This is a genomic window from Burkholderia sp. Ac-20384 (assembly GCF_017104605.1).
GTDB lineage: Bacteria > Pseudomonadota > Gammaproteobacteria > Burkholderiales > Burkholderiaceae > Burkholderia > Burkholderia lata.
Genome location: NZ_JAAGPE010000475.1, coordinates 1 through 4,513, shown reverse-complemented (window position 1 = coordinate 4,513; position 4,513 = coordinate 1). Strand labels below are relative to the sequence as shown.

General features: G+C 70.3%; 4 protein-coding genes. All 4 read right to left on the bottom strand.

Going from position 1 to position 4,513, the window contains the following annotated elements; genetic code table 11:
- Positions 1 to 632 (bottom strand): ABC transporter ATP-binding protein (locus G3O00_RS40050; RefSeq protein ID WP_206146300.1); only part of this gene is annotated, 632 nt, incomplete at its 3' end.
- 28 nt (positions 633 to 660) lie between these two features.
- Positions 661 to 2,259 (bottom strand): iron ABC transporter permease, encoded by a 1,599-nt coding sequence (locus G3O00_RS40045; protein WP_206146299.1) that lies wholly within the window; start codon positions 2,257 to 2,259, stop codon positions 661 to 663.
- A 2-nt stretch (positions 2,260 to 2,261) separates the two neighbouring features.
- On the bottom strand, positions 2,262 to 3,296 hold the full coding sequence (locus G3O00_RS40040; RefSeq protein ID WP_206146298.1) for an iron ABC transporter substrate-binding protein: 1,035 nt from the start codon (positions 3,294 to 3,296) through the stop codon (positions 2,262 to 2,264).
- A gap of 66 nt (positions 3,297 to 3,362) precedes the next feature.
- Positions 3,363 to 4,513: iron uptake transporter deferrochelatase/peroxidase subunit (gene efeB, locus G3O00_RS40035; protein WP_206146297.1), on the bottom strand; the 1,151-nt coding region annotated here is incomplete at its 5' end.

Here is a 4,513-nt window from a genome sequence, read left to right as displayed (position 1 = left end):
TGCCACATCACCGCCACTTCGTCGCCGAGCGTCATCGCTTCGGGCTGGTCGTGCGTGACGAGCACCGAGGTCGCGCCCGCTGCCGCGAGCGCATCCGCGACCGCGCTGCGCGTTTCGTGGCGCAGCGACGTGTCGAGCGCCGAGAACGGTTCGTCGAGGATCACGAGCGACGGCTCGGGCGCGAGCGCGCGAGCCAGCGCGACGCGCTGCTGCTGTCCGCCGGACAGCTGCTGCGGCGCACGGCTCGCATACGACGCGGGCAGCCCGACCATCTCGAGCAGTTCGTCGACGCGATGATGGCGCCGCCGCGCAGCGCGCGGCAGCCCGAATGCGATGTTGTCGGCCACCGACAGATGCGGAAACAGCGCGCCTTCCTGCGGCACGTAGCCGATCCGGCGCTGTTCGGGCGGCAGGTGCACGTCGGGTGCGGCCACGCGGCGCCCGTCGATTTCGACGGTGCCGCGCTCGGCGCGCTCGAAGCCGCACAGCACGCGCAGCAGGGTGGTCTTGCCGCTGCCGGACGGGCCGAGCAGCGCGAGGCGCGAGCCGCGCCGCACCGTGAGGTCGATGTCGTGCAGGACGGTATGCGATCCGAACGATTTCGACAGGCCGTGGATGCGTAGTTCGCTCATGGGCGGTTCCGGGGAAAAAGGGCGGCGCTCAGTCGCGTACCGACGCGCGGCCAAGCAGCAGGAACAGCAGTCCCGATGCACCGAGCGACAGCGCCACGAGCAGCGCGGCATAGGGTGCCGCGGCGGCGAACGCGAGTGTCGCCGTATCGCTCCACACCTGCGTCGCGAGCGTGCGGGTGCCGATCGGCGACAACAGCAGCGTCGCGTTGAGTTCCGTCACGACCGAGATGAACACCATCGTCGCGGCCGCGCCGAGGCCGGGCGCCGCGAGCGGCAGCACCACGCGCGTGAGCGTCGCGCGCCAGCCGAGGCCGAGCGAGCGTGCAGTTTCCTCGAGCCTGACCTGCACGTGCGACAGCGCGGCGCGCACGCTGACGACCGCGAGCGGCAGGAACAGGATTGCGTACGCGCCGACGAGCGCCGGTGCGCTCTGGTAGAGCGGCTGCAGCAGCCGCACCGTGATCGACACGATTGCCAGCGCGACGACGATGCCCGGCACGCCCTGCACGGTCATCGCGGTGCGCTCGAGCAGCGTCGCGACGCGCCCCGGATAACGGACCAGCAGGAACGCGAGCGGCAGCGCGAGCAGCGTGGTGACGGCCGCCGCCATCAGGCCATAGCCGGACGACGCGAGCGTGGCCTGCCACAGCAGCTCGGGCGACACGTCGGCCGGCGTGACGGCGGCTGCGCCCTGTTGCGTGAGCCAGTAGCCGATCATCGCGAGCGGCACGCCGAGCGTCGCGGCCGCGAGCGCGGCGAACGCGACGGTGACGGGGCCGCGCAGATGGCCGAGCGGATAGCGCATCGCAACGCGGCGTGCGGCGCGATGCGTATGGCCGTAGCGCGCATGGCCGCGCGCGCGTGCCTCGATCGCGAGGCACAGCAGGCACAGCGCGATCAGCACGCAGCCGAGCAGCGACGCGCCGCCGCCATCGAACGCGGTGCGGTATTCCGCATAGATCTCGGTCGTGAACGTGCGAAAGCGCAGCAACTGGAATGCGCCGAACTCGGACAGCACGCCGAGCGCGACGAGCAGCATCCCGCCGCAGAGCGCGGGGCGCAACTGCGGCAGCACGACGCGGAAGAAGGTATGCCACGGCGAACAGCCGAGCGTGCGCGCGCTTTCTTCCAGTGCGGGATCGAGTTCGCGCAGCGCGGCGGCCACCGGCAGGTAGACGAGCGGGAAGTACGCGGAAGTCAGCACGATCAGCGCGCCGAGGAAATCCTGCAGGTCGAGGCTCAGCGACACCCACGCATAGCTCGTGATGAACGGCGGCACCGCGAGCGGCGCGGCCGCGAGCGCGGTCCACAGCGGCCGGGCCGGCAGGTCGGTGCGCTCGATGAACCACGCGAGCGCCGTGCCGAGCAACGTGCACGCGAGGGTCGCGGCGAGCGTGATCGACAACGTGTTGACCAGCAGTTCGCCGACGAGCGGGCGCCACAGCAGCTCGATCGCGTCGTCGACGCCGAAGGTGGCCGCGCGGTACAGCGTGAAGCCGAGCGGCAGCAGGATCGCGAGCGGCCCGCACGCGGCCGCGGCGACGAGCGCGCGCGACGGGCGGCGCCGTGTCGCGGTGTGCTCGCCGTCGAGTGCGGTGCTTGCCGTGCGGGACACGGCGTCGCTCATGGTCAGAGCAGGCCTGCCTGGCGCAGCAGCTTGCCGGCCTGGCTGTCGTCGCCGAGCTGTTCGAACGTCAGCGCCGGCGGGCTCAGTTCGTTGAACGGCTTCAGGATCGGATCGGGTGCGACGCCCGGATGCAGCGGGTACTCGAAGCTGATATGGCCGCCGGCCATCAGTTTCTGCGCGCGCTCGCTGACGAGATACGCGACGAACTTCTGCGCTTCCGGCTGGTGCTTCGATGCCTTCAGCACTGCGGCGCCGGACACGTTGACGGCACCGCCGACGTCGCCTTTGCCGAAGTGGTAGATCGCGCTGCGGGTCGACTTGTCGCCGAGCTCGGCGTGCAGGCGGTCCCAGTAGTAGTTGTTGATGATGCCGGTCAGCACGCCGCCGCGGTTGACGGCCGCCGTCACGCCTTCGTCGTCGTCGAAGATCTGCGCGTTGGCCTTCAGGCCCTTCAGCCATTGCAGCGTCGCGGCTTCGCCGTGCAGTGCGAGCACCGCGCTCACGAGCGGCAGGAAGTCTGCATCGCTCGGCGCGACGCCGACCTTGCCCTTCCATTCCGGTTTCGCGAGATCGAGCAGCGATGCGGGCAATTGCTGCGGCTGGATTTTCGCGGTGTTGTAGACGAGCACGTTCTCGCGCGCGAGCACGCCGACCCAGTTGCCGTCCGCCGGGTTGAAGCGCGCGGGCACCGACTGCAGCGTGGCGGCGTCGGTCTTCGCGAACAGGCCCTTGCGGTCGAGCAGCACGAGCTCCGGCGAGTTCTCGGTGAAGTACACGTCGGCCGGCGTGCGGTCGCCTTCCGCGACGAGCTGCGCGGCGAGTGCCGGGCCTTCGCCCGAGCGTACCTTCACGGCGATGCCGCTCTGCGCTTCGAAGTCCTTGACGAGCTGGTTGACGACCTGTTCGTGCTGCGCGTTGTACAGCGTGAGCGTCGCGGCATGCGCGCGCGCGGCGTGCAGCGCGCCGGTCAGCATCAGCGCGGCGGCCGCCGCGGAAATCAGGTGCCGCAGCGGGCGGCTAACGGGTGAAGTATTCATGTGGTTTTTAGCAGGTTGCACCCGGCCGGGGCCGGGAAGGTGTGCCTTGGCTTGCGTTGCGGGCCGTCATGCCTCGAACAGCGCGGCGCCGATGTACGAACCCGGTTGCGCGCCCGGCGGGCACGCGAAGATCGCGCTGCCGACGTGCGTGGTGAACTGGTTCATGATGTCCATCTTTGCGAGCTTCTCGTTGATCGGAATGAAGCCCTTGCGCGGGTCGCGCTGGTGCGCGACGAACATCAGCCCCGCGTCGTACTCGGTCTGCTGGCGCCACGGCGGCCAGCGCTCGATGTAGAAGCTCGTGCTGTCGTTGTACGAGTACGCGCGGCGCAGGATCTGCGCGCCGTTGTTCAACTGCGGCGATGCGAGGCGCGCGTGCGCGTTGTCGGGGATCACCGGGTTGCCGTCCTTGTCGGCCGCGTCGAGGTCGAGCGCCTCGAACTCGTGCTTCTGGCCGAGGGGCGCGCCGCTGTACTTGTGACGGCCGACCACCTGCTCCTGGAAGCCGAGCTCCGTGTTGTCCCAGTGCTCGAGCGTGATGCGGATCCGGCGCACGACCGTGTAGGTGCCGCCGTTCATCCATGCCGGGCCTTCGCTGCCGGCCCACACGAATTCATCCATCGCGGCCGGATCGGACATCGGCGGATTCATCGTGCCGTCCTTGAAGCCCATCAGGTTGCGCGGCGTCTCGCCGGGCTTGCCCGACGTGAAGCCGGCCTGGCCCCAGCGCATCTGCGTCGCCTTCGCGCCGAGGCGCACGAGCTGGCGCACCGCGTGGAACGCGACCTGCGCGTCGTCGGCGCACGCCTGGATGAACAGGTCGCCGCCGGTCTTTTCGGGCAGCAACTGGTCGCCATTGAAGCGCGGCAGGTCGACGAGCGCGGCGGGGCGATGCTTCGCGAGACCGAAGCGGTCCTTGCCGGCGAGCGCGAACATGCCGGGGCCGAAGCCGAACGTGATCGTCAGGCGCGCAGGGCCGAGGCCGAGCGCGTCGCCCCCGTCGGCCGGCGCGATCTCGTCGTTACCCGTCGTGGCGAGCGGCAGCGCGGTGTCGCCGCGCGCCATCCGCGCGGCCGCGTCGGTCCAGGTCTTCAGCAGCGCGATGACATCCGCGCGCTGGGCCGTCGTCAGGTCGAGCGCCGCGAAATACGCGTGGCGCTGCTGCGGCGTTGCGATGCCGCTCTGGTGCTTGCCGTAGAACGGCTCGACGCCGTCAA

Bases quoted from the DNA above. Each gene is read 5' to 3' on its own strand.
- G3O00_RS40045 (WP_206146299.1), bottom strand. From the start codon at position 2,259: ATGAGCGACGCCGTGTCCCGCACGGCAAGCACCGCACTCGACGGCGAG.
- G3O00_RS40040 (WP_206146298.1), bottom strand. From the start codon at position 3,296: ATGAATACTTCACCCGTTAGCCGCCCGCTGCGGCACCTGATTTCCGCG.